Origin of the sequence: Mesorhizobium captivum, from assembly GCF_033977165.1 — a bacterium.
In the GTDB taxonomy this organism is placed as follows: domain Bacteria; phylum Pseudomonadota; class Alphaproteobacteria; order Rhizobiales; family Rhizobiaceae; genus Mesorhizobium; species Mesorhizobium captivum.
In genome coordinates this window covers 1-15451 of record NZ_JAVIJB010000037.1, presented here as the reverse complement: position 1 = coordinate 15451, position 15451 = coordinate 1, and the positions used below count along the sequence as shown (strand labels likewise).

Annotated in this window: 13 protein-coding genes; 4 read left to right on the top strand and 9 right to left on the bottom strand. The window is 61.9% G+C overall.

Annotation, left to right across the window (positions count from 1 at the left end):
* Positions 1 to 396: 396 nt before the first annotated feature.
* Both RFM40_RS25600 and RFM40_RS25595 read left to right on the top strand, forming a co-directional pair.
* On the top strand, positions 397 to 852 hold the full coding sequence (locus RFM40_RS25600) for a Ros/MucR family transcriptional regulator (RefSeq protein WP_320229078.1): 456 nt from the start codon (positions 397 to 399) through the stop codon (positions 850 to 852).
* A 549-nt stretch (positions 853 to 1401) separates the two neighbouring features.
* The gene (locus RFM40_RS25595) at positions 1402 to 1695 is read left to right on the top strand and encodes a hypothetical protein (RefSeq protein ID WP_320229077.1); all 294 of its coding nucleotides are present in this window, start codon (positions 1402 to 1404) and stop codon (positions 1693 to 1695) included.
* 688 nt (positions 1696 to 2383) lie between these two features.
* On the opposite strand, the gene RFM40_RS25590 is transcribed toward RFM40_RS25595, so the two are convergent.
* The 9 genes from RFM40_RS25590 to RFM40_RS25550 form a co-directional block, all read right to left on the bottom strand.
* Positions 2384 to 2890 carry a cupin domain-containing protein gene (locus RFM40_RS25590; protein WP_320229076.1) on the bottom strand — a complete coding sequence of 169 codons (507 nt, stop codon included), beginning with the start codon at positions 2888 to 2890 and terminating at the stop codon, positions 2384 to 2386.
* 920 nt (positions 2891 to 3810) lie between these two features.
* Complete coding sequence (locus RFM40_RS25585; protein WP_320229075.1) at positions 3811 to 5166, bottom strand: FAD-binding oxidoreductase; 1356 nt, start codon at positions 5164 to 5166, stop codon at positions 3811 to 3813.
* Between the two features lie 372 nt (positions 5167 to 5538).
* On the bottom strand, positions 5539 to 7281 hold the full coding sequence (locus RFM40_RS25580; protein ID WP_320278541.1) for an adenylate/guanylate cyclase domain-containing protein: 1743 nt from the start codon (positions 7279 to 7281) through the stop codon (positions 5539 to 5541).
* A 498-nt stretch (positions 7282 to 7779) separates the two neighbouring features.
* Positions 7780 to 8697, bottom strand: a complete 918-nt coding sequence (locus RFM40_RS25575) for a MurR/RpiR family transcriptional regulator (protein WP_320229073.1) — start codon at positions 8695 to 8697, stop codon at positions 7780 to 7782.
* A gap of 9 nt (positions 8698 to 8706) precedes the next feature.
* Positions 8707 to 9765, bottom strand: coding sequence for a C45 family peptidase (locus RFM40_RS25570; protein ID WP_320229072.1), 1059 nt, complete (start codon positions 9763 to 9765; stop codon positions 8707 to 8709).
* Positions 9755 to 10483: a glutamine ABC transporter ATP-binding protein GlnQ gene (glnQ, locus tag RFM40_RS25565; protein ID WP_320229071.1), complete on the bottom strand. Its 729-nt coding sequence runs from the start codon at positions 10481 to 10483 to the stop codon at positions 9755 to 9757. The genes RFM40_RS25570 and glnQ overlap by 11 nt, the downstream gene beginning before the upstream one ends.
* On the bottom strand, positions 10480 to 11136 hold the full coding sequence (glnP, locus tag RFM40_RS25560; RefSeq protein ID WP_320229070.1) for a glutamine ABC transporter permease GlnP: 657 nt from the start codon (positions 11134 to 11136) through the stop codon (positions 10480 to 10482). The genes glnQ and glnP overlap by 4 nt, the downstream gene beginning before the upstream one ends.
* A 71-nt stretch (positions 11137 to 11207) precedes the next feature.
* Positions 11208 to 11960 (bottom strand): glutamine ABC transporter substrate-binding protein GlnH, encoded by a 753-nt coding sequence (gene glnH, locus RFM40_RS25555; protein WP_320229069.1) that lies wholly within the window; start codon positions 11958 to 11960, stop codon positions 11208 to 11210.
* Positions 11961 to 12121: 161 nt separating this feature from the next.
* Entirely contained in the window at positions 12122 to 12949 is an 828-nt protein-coding gene (locus tag RFM40_RS25550) for a beta-keto acid cleavage family enzyme (protein ID WP_320278540.1), read from the bottom strand.
* A gap of 79 nt (positions 12950 to 13028) precedes the next feature.
* Here RFM40_RS25550 and RFM40_RS25545 point away from each other — a divergent pair, with 79 nt between their 5' ends.
* Both RFM40_RS25545 and RFM40_RS25540 read left to right on the top strand, forming a co-directional pair.
* Entirely contained in the window at positions 13029 to 13919 is an 891-nt protein-coding gene (locus RFM40_RS25545) for a MurR/RpiR family transcriptional regulator (protein ID WP_320229068.1), read from the top strand.
* Complete coding sequence (locus RFM40_RS25540; protein WP_320229067.1) at positions 13916 to 15250, top strand: aspartate aminotransferase family protein; 1335 nt, start codon at positions 13916 to 13918, stop codon at positions 15248 to 15250. Before RFM40_RS25545 ends, RFM40_RS25540 begins: the two co-directional genes overlap by 4 nt.
* Positions 15251 to 15451 lie beyond the last annotated feature (201 nt).

Sequence of the window (15451 nt, the reverse complement as noted above, 5' to 3'; positions counted from 1 at the left end):
GATTTTGCGAAAACAGCCACCTGAAGATCACGACCCTTAGCTCTTGGGCAGTCGTAATGACGCTTAGACGGCCGAGTTGGGGCGCAAAGCTGCTGTTCAGACCGTAGAGGCGCTTGAGGGTTGTGCTGACTCACGTTGTCAGGAAGGCGCCGTGCCAGAAGGTCGATGCCTCCCAACCCACCCTAGATCCGAATCTCGTGTCCCACTTTGTCCATGAGCACCCGCAATTCGGGCTGAGGCGCGACCCAGAAAGTTCGAAAAGCTTCCAAGAACCCCAGGCAGACTGGACGCCTGTGGACAATCAGCAGTCGAGACCACCCTTGTGACAAAGTCGTGGACCTGTTGCCAAAACCGGCTAAGAGAGTTCGGGTATCGCCGCGAAATGGGAGTTATTGCATGTCGGAAGAGATTGAGAACGGCCGAAGCCAGCTGATCGAGCTCACTGCGGACATCGTGTCTGCATACGTTAGCAAAAACGCGGTGCCGGTTGCGTCTCTTCCGGAGCTTATCGAAAGCGTGAATTCGTCACTTTCTAAGATCGGAGGGCCGGCCGAACCTGAGACGCCGGCCCTGGTGCCCGCAGTCAATCCGAAGCGATCGGTGTTCCCCGACTATATCATCTGCCTCGAAGACGGGAAGAAGTTCAAATCGCTGAAGCGCCATCTTGGCGTGCACTACGGCCTGACGCCAGACGAGTATCGCGAGAAATGGGGATTGAAGTCGGACTATCCGATGGTGGCGGCCAACTATGCGGCTTCACGCTCCCAGTTGGCCAAATCGATGGGTCTCGGGCGAAAGTCGGCGCCAACGTCTGCCAAACGAGCTCCGGCCAAACGGAAGGCCAACGCTTAGGGCCGGCAGTGTTTTGGAGTGTCTGATCTTGGGCGCTCCAATTATTCGTCACGTCACAAAATCCGACTTGATCTCGGCAGTAGCGGATCGAATGCGAGACCGGGCATAAAAAAAAGCCCGCTGGAGCGGGCTAAATCGAAAACCTTGCGCATGGCCCGGAATTTTAGCGCTAAGCCGCCTGGGCCCAAGCATGCCATGTTTCTGGAGCGTTCTCTCCCGTGCGAGGGTGTCAGATGGTGGGTGTGGATAGTAACCACTTGTTCACCATGAGAAGGCAATCTGATTGAAGGTGCTTCCACCGCGCCTAACCTGAGACTGCGTCATTGATGACGCATTCCGCCTAACACCGGCGGCCGACGTTTTCATATACCCCACCCCCGCCCCCAAACAGTATGCGTCGGCCGTCGGCCTGGGCAGACTAGGTATTGCCCGACGCCGGTATTCGTCCCGTCAGATCACGCGTCTCTGCCATCGTATCCCGACTGCCAGCCTCATCTTCGCCAAGGTCGCAAAATATCCGACAACGGGGCTTCCGATAGGAGCAGTCTTGTGATCACCCGAATTCTTGTCGCGGCCGGCGCCCTTGCGCTGGCTGGCTCTCTCGCTGGCCTGGCAAAGGCGCAGGAGACGTTCCACGGCTATGATTGCACGGATGACTGCTCTGGACACGAGGCCGGCTACGATTGGGCAGCAAGGAACGACATCACCGACGAGCGAGATTGCGATGGTGATAGCCAATCGTTCAACGAAGGCTGCCAAGCGTACGTTGAAGAGCAAGCGGATGATGCAGCCCGGAACAGCCAACCCGACGAAGAAAACGTCGACGAGGATAGCGACGAATAGGAATCCAGGCCGCGATTCGTGGGGCCGCTAATCCCGAAGCGCGCATACGGGTCGGTTCAGGGTGCTGCGGCGCGAGTGAGCCGACGGGGTGGGAGTGTATCATTTTAATACAATCCTCAATTTGTAGACTCCTGCGATGCATCGGCAACTAGTGTCTCCGTCCGGCGGAAGGAGGGAAAGGCCGCGGACCGGGAGGAAAAGCGATGTCCGTCCAAAAGGAAGACTATCGAACGAATAGAGCCGACTATCTGATCGCCGCGAAAGGCCAATCGGCCGTTGATGTAGGCCGCAATGACATTCTAGAAAGAAGAAAGAAAACCCTGCGGTTAAGAGATCCGCAAATCGCCAGATTGGCCGCAAACCCGTGTGAAAGCTTGCCAGGATCAAGAGCAAGACCGCGCGGGAATTAGCGACGCTGGTGCTTCCTAGAGACCGCAGCGGCGCTTGGCGTTACTCCCGACTCCGCCTTATGGATGCGTGCCGATCATTTCGGCAGGGATGTATATTTGTCGTCAGCCGGCGCCGTGTTTCGATTCCGAGCCCCCGCCGGTTAGGCCCGGCGTGTGCTGGCCTACCCCGCCAGCCTGCCGGGCCGCTCCCGTATCAGGGACACGGCGTCCACCTCTGTTCGGTGTCACCGCATGGTTCGTGAACTGCAGGTTCCGATCGTCGCTAAATTGCGCGGTTCTCACTTCTTCTTCGGAGCGTCGGCCGGGTTGGCGAACGTGATGCCACCGGGGGCACTGACCTGAACGTCAATGATGCCCCCTTCGTCTCCGGTCCACACGTAGTGCATGCCGCCAGGCTGTAATGCGAAAAAGGCTCCCGGCTTGAGCCACGGGCCGGTCTTGTCGAGCTTATCCCCAAACCCGAACCCGACCTGACCGCTGATCAGCCACACGGCCTCGGCATTAGGATGGCTGTGCGGAGGAACGACGTAGTGGGGCGGGAATTTCACGCGGGCAACACTCCAGTCACCAGACTTCGCCAGGACAGCGACTTTGGCGCCGGGCGGTAGGTCGCCAATGTCCTGCCACTTCAGGTCTGCACTGTCGGCCGTTAGGACGGGGGTCGACTTTACGCCCTCCTGACCCTCGGCAGCGAATGCTAAGCCTCCAGACACAAGGACTGCCGCACTGGTGAAGCCGAGCACAATGAGCATTAATCGGCCACTAGATCGTGATGAAATCTTCATGATTGCATCCTCCCGAAGGTGGTCACGCGCGTGAATGCGCGCGACACCTCATATTAGCAGAATTGCATTTGCCTGCTTGGCGTCGCTACCGCGATCACGTAATTTTGCGGACTGCGCGCCAAACCTATGTTTGTAAGTGGCGGATACCCATTACCGCCTTCGGCCGGTGTCTCAGGTACTCCAACGCCCCCCGCCCAAACTGCGGCACCGGCCCCTATTCATCCCACCAGATAACCCGCTTCTCCCACCTGATCTCCACTAGGCGCCGATAGCGGATCGTGTGCGCCTGCTCCCCGTCGGGTGGAATAGCTGCGCGCTCATCCATTCCCGGCTCTTGCATTGCTGGCAGCGGAGCCTATCCCGCACTTCGTGGATCGTCACGTTGCCGATCACCTCACGCAGCTCGAGCGGCTTGTATTAGCGCATTGCAGCGGCGCGGCGGATGCCCGCAACTTGCCCGCCATCGTGGGGATGCGTGAGGGTCCAAGCGGCACCTCTCGGCCACCTTCTCCGGTTGCTTGGGCATATATTCCTGATCGCCGGCGGGGAACCCCCGCAGCCTGCTTATCGTTGTAGGACATAGGAGTCGCGGGCCGGCCGGTCTTGGAACGACGTTCCAGGGCTCGGAGCCCGCACAACACCACCGAAGGCTATTTGCATCGCTTGACCAAGCCGCCACACATTCCAGAGTGTCGGCTCCACTGGTGTTACGTCTACCAACGGCGACGCCCATTGGCACTACATGCCCAGAACGCAAAAAAACCGCCCCGGTTAGACCGGGACGGTTATGGATTTATGAAGAAATTGGTTGCGGGGACAGGGTTTGAACCTGGTAACCTCACTTTCGAAGCCCTATCGACAGACAAACGGGTTGCATCGCTGTATTGGCGGTACCCTACTACTGACTAGAACGCCATATCCTAGGCGGGTGGTATGTTCACGTTATGATGGAAGATGTTGTTGGGGTCATAGCGCGTTTTCAACTGCCGCAGCCTTGCGAGGTTTTGACCATAGGCGGCCAACGCTGCCGCGCCGGCGTCCTCGTCTGCCCCCAAATAATTTGCATAGCGACGCTTGCCAGCAAAGGACTTGAGGGCATCGAAGCTGGCGCGCGCCCAAGCGGTGGTGCGATCCGCAGAGACCTTGTCCATCCATTGGCCAAGCACGAGCGTGTTGAAGCCAATGTCACGGAGCGCGAAGGAGGTGGATTCTACCGGAACGCGCGACGCAGAGCCGTGGAAACCTTCCAGCAAGATCGAGCTTGTTGGAACCGGGCAGCGCTCATACGCGATCACGAGGGCCTCGACAGCATCGTCATCAAGGCGCGGAAGGAACGTGGACTTCCAGTAGTTGAATGCGCCGGATGGGAAGCCCGCGTCCAGCATTCCATTGAGGTCCACATAGGGTATCGGGCCTAACGCATCCACCGCTACTGTGCCAAAGCTCCGGATCTGGCGTCCAACTATCTCCGCATCTTCGGGTGAGCCGATATGACAGGAAACGATGGCAACGATCGGGGTGCCCGACCCGTCTGGCGCGGTAGTTAAGCCGGCGACGATCATAAGGTCGTCCGAGGCATTTTCAGCGAGGACCCGGAACCCGCGGAGGACTTGTCTCGCCTCTCGGAATGGAAAGGCAACGATCCCTCCGAACACGACTGGGCCGACGGAATGCAGGCGGAACTCGAAGGAAGCGGCAACGCCGAAGTTGCCACCGCCGCCTCGGAGCGCCCAGAAGAGATCAGGATTTGCGTCGGCGCTCGCCTTCACCACGGAACCGTCTGCGAGCACCAGATCGACGGAGATCAGATTGTCCAGCGCCATCCCGTATTTCGGCATAAGCCATCCAAGGCCGCCGCCGAGGGTAAGTCCAGCAACACCAGTACTTCCAATCACCCCTCCAGTGGTCGCAAGACCATGTAACTGGGTCTCTCTATTTAACTCCCTCCAAGTCACCCCGCCCTCGACTACGGCCGTCCGGGCGGCAGCATTCACGTGAACTCCTTTCATCAAGGAGAGGTCGATCATAAGGCCATTGTCGACCACCGCACGCCCAGCGACGTTGTGGCCGCCGCCGCGTACGCAAATCTCCAGACCGGTCGCTTGGGCGTAAAGGACAGCATCCACGATATCGGCAATACCTCGACAACGGGCAATGACTGCGGGGCGTCGGTCGACGAGGCCATTGTGTATCCTCCTTACCTCATCAAAAGTGGGCGCGCCGGGCTGGAGAATTGATCCGAGAAAATTGCGAGCAAGTTCTGTTTGGACTTCCATGACGCTTCCCCTCCTGTCAGGCGACCGCACTGCCGCGGAAGCCACGGTGAAACCGGCGCAGAAAGCGAACGGTCCGAACGATTCTACGTCGGAATTTATTAGCCAAGGGGATCATGATCCCGGCGACGATCCGATGCAACAGCTGACGTTGCCGCTGGATCCCAGTGCCCGAACCGCGCGGGCTAGGTTCTTATGCGGCTTCAGCGGCAGGCTTGAACATTCTCCTTAATATCTAAGCGCGCTCGCCAAAAACCTCAGCCTTGACGCGATGGGCCCTTGCGGATGCTACGTGCCTTCCGCGGCGCCCTCCATCGCCACTGAGAACCCAGCGACGTCTGCGGCCATGATGGCTGCGAGGCAGGCGCGTGGGTGTCATTCGGGTAGACCTGAGGCGCGCATTGCTTCGATAAGAGGTCCCGCGAGCACCGGCGCGCAACCGATGGCGGAGCACTGACCGGTGCTGCTGAAGTTGGGTTGAAGTTGTATCACGCGCTCGGCAGCCGCTTTCGCATCTTCCATTTGACCGAGTTTAGCAAGCGCCGCTGCCAGAAACATGTGGGAGACACTGAACCCTGGTTTGCTACGAATGGCCCGTTGCGCTGCCACCGCGGCATCTTCATAGCGCCCCCGAAGATAGTGACCCATGCAAATGCCGTGCAGCGCCGCGGTAATCCACGGATCGAGCGGACTAAGGCGGATGCCCCGCTCGCCCCAGTCGATTGCACGCTCGGCTTCCCCTCCCCAGCCCAAAATCAACGCGCCCCAAGAATATGCCCACGCTGCCGATGGGGAGATTGCAAGAGCAGTCTCGAACGTCTCCTGAGCCAAGGTACGGTTATGTTCGACGAGACCAATCGCGATTGCGGCATAAACAAGAGCTGGTGCATCGTCGGGGCCAAGCGCCACTGCAATATGCGCGTGCCGTATCGCCGCTCGGCGATTGTCTTCACGCCTTCCCGCTCGGAGATACAGTATCTCATTGCAAAACGCCGTCTGGCCGTGCGCAAGCGCGTAGTTGGGCTCAAGTAAAAGTGCGCGATCAAGGAGTGGTACCGCCTGCGACGCGCCTTCCGGCATACCAGTATCCACCAAAGGGGTCGCACGTAGCACAAGGTCGTAGGCGTCGAGATTTTCGGGCCGTTTGCGCTTGGCGCGTTCAATTTCGGCTTGGCGCACGCTGGGCTCGATTGCGGCGACTGTGCTTAGCGTAATCTCATCCTGCAAGGCAAAGATGTCATCGACGGCGCGGTCGTAACGATCTGCCCATATGTGTGCGCTGGTCTCCGCGTCAATGAGCTGGGCTGTGATCCTTACTCGTCCGGTCGCCTTTCGCACGCTCCCTTCCAACACGTAACGAACACCTAGTTCCCGTCCAACTTGCCTGACGTCAACGGACCGTCCCTTGTATGTGAACGTTGAATTGCGGGCGATCACGAACAGCCATTTAAAACGGGACAGCGCGGTGATGATGTCTTCCACCATACCATCAGCAAAGTATTCCTGTTCTGGATCACCGCTCATATTCTGGAAAGGCAACACGGCAATGGAGGGTTTGTCAGGGAGCGACAGAGGCTTGAGAATCTCTTCGGATCGAATTGCCACGACACCGACAGTTTCACCGAGCCCAGTCGCTGCGTACGTCCTCACCGGCTCTTCGATGTTCTTGACCTGCTGTGCCCCAAGATCAGTGAAGGCGATGGGCAGAACCTTTCTGACTTGCCCATAGGTCTCACCAGAGACGCAAACGCCTCCCGGTTGCGCCAAGGCTTGCAACCGCGCGGCGATGTTCACGCCATCGCCGAACAGATCACCAGCGCGTACCATCACGTCTCCCACGTGGATGCCGATTCGGAAGTTGATGCGTTTATCAGACGACAGCCCGGCATTCGCTTCAGCCAAGGCGGCCTGCGCTTCCGCCGCGCACTGCACGGCGTCCACAGCGCTCCCGAACTCCGCAAGCACACTGTCCCCCGCTGTGTTCGCGATGCGGCCCCTGTGATCCGCAATGGCCTTGTCGAGGATCGCACGGCGCTCGGTCAGCGCCTTGAGCGTGCCGACCTCGTCAGCACCCATCAGTCGGGAATAGCCTTCAACGTCAGCCGCGAAGACCGCCACCAGCCGTCGCCGGACATCGCTTGATTCCACCACTGGGTGCCCCTAGGTGCGCCGCGGTATTTTGGCGCAAGCGGCGGCTCAGTCAATCGATCGCACGACCCGGCACCAATATTTCCGCTTTGGGTCATCCGCCACCGGGTCGAGCCGACTGGCATATCCGGCCAAGTCCGCTATGACGCGCAGGGCTGCTATTCAACGTAGAACCCTAGGGATTCGCCCACCCGAGCTGTTGGGAAAAAATACGTGCCTTCCAAAGCTAACCAAACACCGAATCTAGTGTCCCACTTTGTCCAAAAGCATCCGCAATTCGGGCTGATGCGCGACCCAGAAAGTTCGAAAAGCTTCCAGGAACCCCAGGCGAATTGGATGCCCTCTGGGGTAGGCCTCCCGCCAAAGCCCCCATTCACAGCTTCCGCTAGCGGTATTTATCTCAGAATCGCTCAGAATTGCGATATACGACTGACTGACGGGCGAAGCGGGCTTTTGACCGCCGTCCGGTCAGCCAACCTCTATGTTCATCTCGGCGATCAGCCGCTCGCGCCCGGCCAGCGAGTTCAGCGCCTTGTCGCCCAGCTCGCGGGCGACGAGGTTGAGCAGCGCTTCGCAAAACACGACATAGGCGCCCATGCTGTTCGAATAAAAGCTGCTGGCGTGCGGGATGAAGAAGGCATGGTCGGCCGGAGGGACGAGTGGCGAGGATCGGGAATCGGTGATCGCGATCACGCTCTGGCCGTTCGCTGCCGCGACGCGGCCGACCTCGGCGACGCTGCGCGTATAGGGCGCGCAGCTGGCTGTGACGACGACGTCGCCCGGCTCAAGCTGCGACAGCGCCTCGGCGACGCCGAGGCGCGGCGCATCCAGGAGCGCTACGTCGGACCGCACCATGCCCAGGCCATAGGTAAGAAAGCTCGCCAGCGAATGGAATTGGCGAACGCCGTGGATGCGCACGCGCCGAGCGCTCGCCAGCAGGCTCGCCGTACCTTTTAGCGAGGCGCTGTCCAACTGGCCGAGGAAGCCGTCGACATTCGCCGCCGTTTCGCGCGCCAGCCGCTCGAAGATCTCGACTTCGGTGCCGCCTGCCGACGGCGTCGTCATCAGCCTTCCGGCCTGGCGGCTGTAGAAATATTGCTGGTCGTCGGCGATCGCCTTGCGGAAGACGGCCTGGAAATCGCTGAACCCTTCGAAGCCGAGACGCTTCGCCAGCCTGGTCAGCGTCGACGGATTGATGCCGAACTGATCGGCGAGTTCCGAGATCGTGCGGACGGCCGATTGTTCGGGCGCCTCGACCAGCTTGGCGAAGACGTCATGCGCCTTGGAGCCGAGGGAAAAGCCTGCTTCGTCGCGGCCCACCGAGAGCGCCAGTGCCCTCAGATCCTCGATGGTGCGCGGCGGCTTCGCAACGACTTCCTCTGGCATCGTTCCCGTTCACCCCGCGACAGGGACAAGTCCATCCCGCATGTCGAAGCGCGCTGCTTCGTATGCCGCATCGTAGACAGCCCACTCGACCTTGTCAGCCCCGATGCGGAAGACAGCGCTTGCAAGCGTGTTCTCGACATCGCTGTCGGCTGGATCGGTGCGGTAGATCGGCAGCTCGGGATCAGCCGCGTCCCACAAGATGCCGAGCGCGCGGCTTTGCGGGTTCGATTGCGACGTCTGATCCAGCAGCGCTTCGCCCCGTCGTTGCCGCACGCCGGACGAACCGGTGACGATCTGCGACATGCGTCCGGTGTCGGCGTGGATCAAGTGGTTCGAGTGGACACGCGCCGCTTCGACGCGATTGACCGACACGGCTTGGGCGGTGAACTCGACGCTGAGCAGCCGCTCGTCGCCGGCCTGCGCCAGGGTGAGATGAAAGGCGCCGGCGCGCGGCACCGATTCGAGCAGAGCCAGCGCCGCGTCGAGGTCCGCTGCGTCGAGCACGGCGCGCGCGAGCACCATGCGCGGCGCCCCGGCGCCGCCGGCCAGCGGCCTGGTGTTGTTGACCGTCTGCACCAGCCTTGCCGACGTGGCCGCGAATGTGTGGCCGGGCAGCGAGCCGGGATAGACGAAGGCGGTGAATTGATTGCCGCCTTCGGACGTCACCCGGGCCAGCGCGCAGTGCCGGGCGAAATCCGGGTCGCCGTCCTCGTTGTGACCGATGACATGCGGGGATCCCGGCAATTGCACCGTCGTACAGCCATCCGGCGCCATTGCCCAGATGTCGCCGCGGCAGTTCCAAAGGAAGACGTCGTCGAAGGCCAATTCGAGCCCGTCGGCGAGGCCCTGCAACTCGGCCCAGTAGCGCGGAAACCGTTCCCGCACGATCGTCGCCATCGTGCCGATACGGGGATCGGCGCGGCGAGCGGTCAGTTCGCGCCATGCCGCGGACGTGCGGAAGTGGTCGTGCAGGGCGGCCCGGCCAAAGCGCCCGAGGGCGGCGCCGACCTCCTGCGGCGACCCCGCGACATCGATGAAGGAAAGCCGGCGGCCGGCATCACGCAACATGCTGGAGAAACTCTTTCAAGCGCGGGTTTTGCGGGTTCGCAAGCAGCTCCCGCGGCTCGCCATCGACGGCGATCTTGCCACCCTCCATGAAGATCAGCCTGGTTCCGACCTTGCGGGCAAAGGCCATCTCGTGAGTGACGACGATCATCGTCATGCCTTCCTCGGCCAGCGCCTGCATCACGCGCAGCACTTCGTGCCGCAATTCGGGATCGAGCGCCGAGGTCGGCTCGTCGAACAGCATCAGCTTCGGCTTGACGGCAAGCGCACGGGCGATGGCGACACGCTGCTGCTGGCCGCCGGAAAGCTCGCTCGGATAATGATGCGCCCGGTCGGCGAGGCCGACCTTGGCGAGCATTTCCAACGCCTGCTTGCGTGCCTCCTGCCGCGTCTCGCCACGCACGCGGCGCGGGCCGAAGGCGACGTTCTCCAGCGCCGTCATTTGCGGAAACAAGTTGAACTGCTGGAAGACCATGCCGGCTTCCTGACGGATCAGGCGGACCATGCGGCCGCCGGATTTGACGCTGATGCCGTCGACGACGAGGTCACCGCCGTTGATCTCCTCCAGCGCATTGATGCAGCGAAGCAGCGTCGATTTGCCGGATCCGGAGGGGCCGATCAGGACGACCTTCTCGCCGGGCTCGATCGACAGGTCGACCTGGTCGAGGATCGTGACCTGGCCGAAGCGCTTGGTGACTTTTTTGAACGCCACGATGCTCACAGGATGCGCATCCTCTTTTCGGTCAGCCTCAGGATGAGCGTAAGCGTGCCCGTCATTATCAGGTAGAACATCGCCACGGCCGACCAGATTTCGACGGCGCGGAAGTTGGCCGCCATGATTTCCTGGCCCTGCCGGGTGAGTTCGCCGACGCCGATGACGATGAACAGCGAGGTATCCTTCAGGCTGACGATGAATTGGTTGCCGAGCGCCGGGATCATGCGGCGGAAGGCGAGCGGGCCGATGATGTAGAGAAGCACTTTCCAGAACGGCAGGCCGAGCGCCAGGCCGGCTTCGCGCAATCCGCGATGGACCGAAAGGAAGGCGCCGCGCACGATCTCGGCGATATAGGCGCCGGCATTGATTATGATCGCCATGATGGCCGCCGCCAGCGGGTTGATGCGGACATCGGCAAGGATCGGCAGCGCGAAATAGATGAACATCACCTGCACGATGATCGGGGTGCCGCGAATGATCTCGACATAGACCATGGCGATGGCGTTGAGAACGATGTTGCCATAGGCGCGCGCCAGTCCGGCGGCGAAGCCGATGACAAGGCCGCCGGCAAGGCCGGCGAGCGCGATCAGCACCGTGAGGCGGGCGCCTTTAAACAGCTCCGGCAAGGCCTGCCAGATGACGGACCAATCGAAATCCATGAGAGCTACCCTTCAGGGAAGGCACGCCGGCCCTGCCGGCGCGCAAGGGGATCCAAGGGAAAGCCCGGTGATCAGCTCTTCGGCGGCTCGGTGCCGAACCACTTCTGGTAGATGGCCTTATAGGTGCCGTCGCCCTTCAGCTTGGCGATCGAAGCATTGACCTTGGCGACGAGCTCGCTGCCCTTCGGAAAGGCGATGCCATATTGCTGGGCCATCATCTGCGGGCCGACGGTCTTCACTTTTCCCTGGCCGTTGGTCTTGATGTAGTAGAGCACGTTGGGCGTGTCGTGCATGGCGGCGTCGGCGCGTCCGGTCGCGACCTCGAGATAGGCGTTGTCACTGTTCGGGAACAGGCGCAGTTCCGTACCCTTGAAATGCTCCTTGGCGTAGTCGGTCGCCGACGTGCCGGTCTTCACGGCAAGCGTCTTGCCGACGAGATCATCCGGACCCTTGATCGTGCTGTCGACCGGCACCATGAGCAGGAAGCCGCTGTCGTAATAGCCGTCGGAGAAGTCGATGACCTTCTTACGCTCGTCCTTGATGGTGATGCCGGCCAGCCCGACATCGACCTGCTTGGTCTGCAGCGCCGGGATGATGCCGTTGAAGTCCATCGGCTGCAGCGTGTAGGTCACACCGATATCCTTGGCGATCGCGGCCCAAAGGTCGATGTCGAATCCGACATATTTGTCGCCTTCCTTGAATTCGAACGGAACGAAGGCGGTGTCCGTCGCCACGATCAGGTCGTCGGCAAAGGCCGGATGGCCGAAGGCGAGCGATGCCGCGACGGCCGCGGCGGCGGTGAGGCTTGCAAGTGCGAACTTCATTTTTCGGGTTCCCCTTTTTGTTGGATTGCCCGGGAAGCCTAGCACCGTCGAATCTGTTGCGCAAATTGAAAATGCATTTAGGTATAATATGCACTACACATTTGCATTTTGCGACAAGGCGAACCTGCTGGGGAACGGCTGTCAGCGAACATTCAGAAGCTTCAGGCGGCGGCCCACTGACGTCTGAGCGCGTCCGCATCGGCGAGTGTGACTCCGCAGGCTTCGACTGCCCGCCTTGTAGCCGCGACGAGGTCCTGATTGCCGGAAGCCAGCGCCCCGCCGGGCAAGAAAAGATTGTTCTCCAAGCCGACGCGCGCATGCCCGCCGAGCAGCGCCGCGGTAGTGACGCAGGCCGTCTCCTGGCTGCCGAAGGCGCAGACCATCCAATGGCTGGCGGCGGCGATACCGGGCGCCAGGAACGGCAGCAGGTCGGTGGGCCGGGACGTCTGCCCGACCGTGTAGCGGCCGAGCACGTAGAGAACCGGCAGATTGTCGAAGGGGATCAGGCCGCGACCCGCGAGCGCCGCGAGATAGGTCGCCTCCTCGGGGGTGTAGAGGATGATCTGCGGCGTGACCTTCTCCCTGCGCAGCGTTTCGAGGAACGCGGCGAACGCCGCTTCACGCGTCGGGTCGGGCACGAGCTCGCGCAAGGCCAGCGAAACCGCTTCGGGGCGGACTTCCAGCACCACTCGCATCTGCTCTTCGGGCCGATAGATGCCCAATGCCTCACTGGTGATCTGGAGGACGAGCCTGTCGCCGACGCTCGTCCTGATCGCCGCGGTCGCGGCTTGGTAGGCTTCAGCGTCCAGCAAATGGCGTGCGTCGCGGTCGCGGACATGGACATGGATCATGGCGGCGCCAGCTTCGAACGAAGCAGCGGCCACATCCGCCAACTCATCCGGGGTGATCGGCAAGGCTGGATGGTCGGCCTTCGTGCGCCGACCGCCATTTGGCGCCACGGCGATCGCAACGCGATTTTGGTACGGCATTAATAGCTCCATTTGTTGCAAAAAATCAACTTGTGCAACATATATTGCACGATCATACATTTGCGTCTATGGTTGCGGCATGATCCGCGCGCCGCTCACCGATGCCATCGTCGAGGTCTTCGACGCCCTGCCTTCGCAGCTTCAGGACGCTGCCCGCTATCTTCTCGACAATCCCGAGGACGTGGCGCTGCTGTCGATGCGCGAGCAGGCGCGGCGCGCCGGCCTGCAGCCCTGGACGATGGTGCGCCTGGCCAAGCGGCTGGGGTTCGACGGCTACGAACCGCTGCGCTCGCTCTACGCCAATGCCATGCGGCAGGGCGAGCTTGGCTTCGCCGGCAAGGCCGGCGCGCAACTCGCGCACCAGCAGGAGGTTGGCGACCGTGCGTTGGCCGCCGAGATGGTGCGGTCGTTGGCGGAGCAGATCGCAAGGCTTGGCGAACCCGGACAACTCGACACGCTTGCCGCGGCGGCAGAGCGGTTGCATGCGGCGCGCCGGATATTCTGCCTGGGACTGCGCTCCAGCCATCCGGTCGTCGCGCATTTCAGTTACGTCATGTCCTTCCTCGGGGAGAAGGCGGTGATGCTGGACGGTGCGTCCGGAACAGGCACCGACGCTATTCGCCTGGCGACCGGCGAAGATATGCTGTTTGTGGTCAGCGTTGCTCCCTACACCAGGCTCACCGTCGATCTTGCCCGACGCGCCACGGCCGGCGGCGTGCCGGTGATCGCGCTCACCGACAGCGCGGTCTCGCCGCTCGTCGGGCTGGCCGCCCTGTCGGTGCTGGTGCCGACGGAAAGCCCGTCCTTCTTCCACGCCATGGCGCCGGCTTTCGTCGTCGGCGAGATCCTCGCGGCGCTGATCGCCGGCAAGGGCGGGGACAAGGCGCTTGCCGCCATCCGCCGCACCGAGGACCAGCTCTCCCAACTCGACATCCACATCTTGCCGCCGCGCGGCCGGAGGAAATCATGACCCATATCCTGCATCGCCAGATCAACGCCGTGCTGCCGGTCGCCAGCGGCGGCAAGGGCATCGAGCTGTTGGACAGCAACGGGCGCGGCTATATCGACGCCTCCGGCGGCGCCGCTGTTTCCTGCCTCGGCCATGGCCATCCCGACGTCATCGCCGCCATGCACCGGCAAGCCGACACGCTTGCCTACGCCCATACCAGCTTCTTCACCAGCGACGTCGCCGAAGCCCTTGCCGACCGGCTCGTCGCCGACGCGCCGGCCGGCATCAGCCATGCCTATTTTGTCTCCGGCGGTTCGGAGGCGATCGAGGCGGCGCTGAAAATGGCGCGGCAGTATTTCGTCGAGATCGGCCAGCCGCAGCGCCGCAACATCATCGCGCGCAAGCAGAGCTATCACGGCAACACGCTTGGCGCGCTCGCGACCGGCGGCAACGAATGGCGGCGCGCCCAGTTCCGGCCGCTGCTCATCGAAACGCATCACATCGACCCGTGCTTCGCCTATCGCTTCCAGGAAGCCGGCGAGACGGATGAGGACTATGCCGCTCGCTCGGCGCAAGCGCTTGAAGACAAGATCATCGAGCTCGGACCGGAGACGGTCATGGCCTTCGTTGCCGAAACGGTGGTCGGCGCGACGGCTGGCGCGGTGCCGCCGGTGGCGGATTACCTGCGCCGTGTCCGCCAGATCTGCGATCGCCACGGCGTGCTCCTCATCCTCGACGAAGTGATGTGCGGCATGGGCCGCACCGGAATGCTGCACGCCTGCGAGCAGGACGGCGTCGCTCCAGACCTGATGACGATCGCCAAGGGGCTCGGCGGCGGCTATCAGCCGATCGGCGCGGTCCTGCTGAGCCGCAAGATCTTCGACGCCTTCGCGAGTGGCTCAGGCCTCTTCCAGCATGGCCACACCTATATCTGCCATCCGATGGCCTGTGCCGCGGCGCTTGCCGTTCAGGAAGTCATCGCTCGCGACAAGTTGCTCGACAACGTGAAAGCCATGGGCGCGTATCTGGCGCGCCGGCTCGGCGAGCGCTTCGGCAACCATCCCCATGTCGGCGACATTCGCGGCCGCGGCCTGTTCATGGGCGTCGAGCTGGTCGAGGATCGCTCGTCCAAGCAACCTTTCGATCCGAAGCGGAAGCTGCATGCGCGCATCAAAAAGGCCGCCATGGCGAACGGCCTTCTCGTCTATCCAATGGGCGGCACTATCGACGGGGCTAATGGCGACCACGTGCTGCTGGCGCCGCCGTTCATCAGTGACTTGGCCGCCATCGACGCTATTGTCGAGCGGCTGGGCGAAGCATTCAATCAGGCTTTTCGCGGATCATTAGACTAGGACGTAACGGCTTGCAGGAGTCTGGCTAAACGGCGTGTAATCTACTTAATTAAGAGCTGGCGCATCACTCATGGCGTCTGCGCAACACCATCTGCGTTGGTCCGCTTGTCAACTGAGCTAATCCGAAAACAGACAGTCCGCATTCGTGAAGAGTTTCGGGCGCCGGCAGGCGTACGAAAGTCCCCGAGGAAGGAACCCGCG

Excerpts from the sequence above, each read along its gene's own strand:
- RFM40_RS25600 (WP_320229078.1), top strand. The coding sequence starts at position 397 with ATGTCGGAAGAGATTGAGAACGGCCGAAGCCAGCTGATCGAGCTCACT.
- RFM40_RS25590 (WP_320229076.1), bottom strand. The coding sequence starts at position 2,890 with ATGAAGATTTCATCACGATCTAGTGGCCGATTAATGCTCATTGTGCTC.
- RFM40_RS25585 (WP_320229075.1), bottom strand. The coding sequence starts at position 5,166 with ATGGAAGTCCAAACAGAACTTGCTCGCAATTTTCTCGGATCAATTCTC.
- RFM40_RS25575 (WP_320229073.1), bottom strand. The coding sequence starts at position 8,697 with ATGCCAGAGGAAGTCGTTGCGAAGCCGCCGCGCACCATCGAGGATCTG.
- RFM40_RS25570 (WP_320229072.1), bottom strand. The coding sequence starts at position 9,765 with ATGTTGCGTGATGCCGGCCGCCGGCTTTCCTTCATCGATGTCGCGGGG.
- glnP (WP_320229070.1), bottom strand. The coding sequence starts at position 11,136 with ATGGATTTCGATTGGTCCGTCATCTGGCAGGCCTTGCCGGAGCTGTTT.
- glnH (WP_320229069.1), bottom strand. The coding sequence starts at position 11,960 with ATGAAGTTCGCACTTGCAAGCCTCACCGCCGCCGCGGCCGTCGCGGCA.
- RFM40_RS25550 (WP_320278540.1), bottom strand. The coding sequence starts at position 12,949 with ATGCCGTACCAAAATCGCGTTGCGATCGCCGTGGCGCCAAATGGCGGT.
- RFM40_RS25545 (WP_320229068.1), top strand. The coding sequence starts at position 13,029 with ATGATCCGCGCGCCGCTCACCGATGCCATCGTCGAGGTCTTCGACGCC.
- RFM40_RS25540 (WP_320229067.1), top strand. The coding sequence starts at position 13,916 with ATGACCCATATCCTGCATCGCCAGATCAACGCCGTGCTGCCGGTCGCC.